The 1,480-nt window shown below is 60.7% G+C and carries 1 protein-coding gene; it reads right to left on the bottom strand.

Going from position 1 to position 1,480, the window contains the following annotated elements; all coding sequences use genetic code 11:
* A partial coding sequence (locus FNJ47_RS46040; protein ID WP_236000589.1) for a non-ribosomal peptide synthetase occupies window positions 1–1,433 on the bottom strand: 1,433 nt, incomplete at its 3' end.
* Window positions 1,434–1,480: the final 47 nt, after the last annotated feature.

Here is a 1,480-nt window from a genome sequence, read left to right as displayed (position 1 = left end):
CGATCGCCCTCGACGAAGGGACTGGCGATGAACCGCTCGGCTGTCAGTTCAGGGCGGTTCAGGTAGCCCCGCGCCACCCCCGCCCCACCGATGTAAAGCTCGCCCACCGCACCAAACGGCACGGGCGCGCCATGACCATCCAGCAGGTAGACCCGCGTGTTGGCAATCGGACGCCCGATCGGGACCACTGACCCATCAAAATCAGCCGGGCAATTCCAGACCGTCGCGAAGGTCGTGGTCTCGGTGGGCCCGTAGCAGTGAATGAGACGTACGGGGCCTTGTTCTTTCAGCAATCTCAAAAATGAGGCGAGATCGCTGCGCTCACCTCCGCAGAGGAGGTACTTCAGCTGCGCCAACGTCGGAGCAATCGATGACGTATATTGGTTGAACAATGCTGTTGTCAGAAACAGTGATGTCACGCGGTACTGTTCTAGCGCCCGGGCAAAACTGGGAGGATCCCTGACGGTGGCGGCATCAATTGAAACAATGCAACCACCGTTAAGCAGCGGCGCCCATACTTCGAATGTGCTTGCATCGAAGGCGGGATTGCCAGCCCATGCCATCCGATCTCCTGCATCGACCTTCACATACCCACTGTTGATCACGAGCCGGTTGACGGCACGATGAGGAACAACAACGCCTTTGGGAAGGCCAGTTGAGCCGGAGGTGTACATGACGTAAGCGGCAGTCTCAGCGCTCAGCGCCAGACCAGGATCGCTACTACATCCCGTTCCAACTATGAGCGGCTCAATGGCGAGAACAGGTATCGCCGCCTCAACCAGGTCATCCCCGCAAAGCACCAGGCGTGCAGCACAATCGGCCATCAACAATTCTTGTCGCGCAGATGGAAGGGCGCGATCGATCGGTACATACACTCCGCCCGCCTTCAGAATCGCCAGCTGCGCCACCACAAGAGCGGCGGAGCGGTCCAGCACGATGGCAATGCGATCCCCAGGCTTGCCCCCGAGGGCGATCAGATGGTGCGCCAGCCGGTTGGCCCGTGCGTTGAGCTCGCCATAGCTCAGCCGCTCATCTTCGCAGACCAGCGCCATCGCTTCCGGCGCTTTTTGCACCTGTGCCTCGAACAGCTCATGGATGCACCGTTCTAACGGATAAGGCGCCGCGGTCCGGTTCAGCTCCTCCAAGAGATAGCTGCGCTCGTCGACTGGCAGGATGTCGATGCGGCCGACTACCTGGTCTGCATCGGCAGCCATCGCCCGCAGCAGCGCCAGCAAATAACCACGCTGCCGCTCGATCGTCGCGCGATCAAACAGCGCCGTGACATAACCCAGGGTTCCGGCGATCTCCTCGCCATGCTCGCCAAGGCTCAGCTCCAGGTCAAACTCGATCTGGTCGATCTCCTCGGAGGCAGCTTCGATATTCAGCCCCGGCAGGTCCAGTGACCCAACGCCATTGTTCTCCCAGGCCAGCATCACCTGCAACAACGGCGTGTGGTCAAGAGCCCGGGGCGGCTGTACGA

It is taken from the genome of Bradyrhizobium uaiense, from assembly GCF_010811875.1.
Taxonomy (GTDB): Bacteria; Pseudomonadota; Alphaproteobacteria; order Rhizobiales; family Xanthobacteraceae; genus Bradyrhizobium; species Bradyrhizobium uaiense.
Note: the sequence above shows the minus strand (reverse complement) of the source record. Positions and strands in the feature narration are given on the sequence as shown.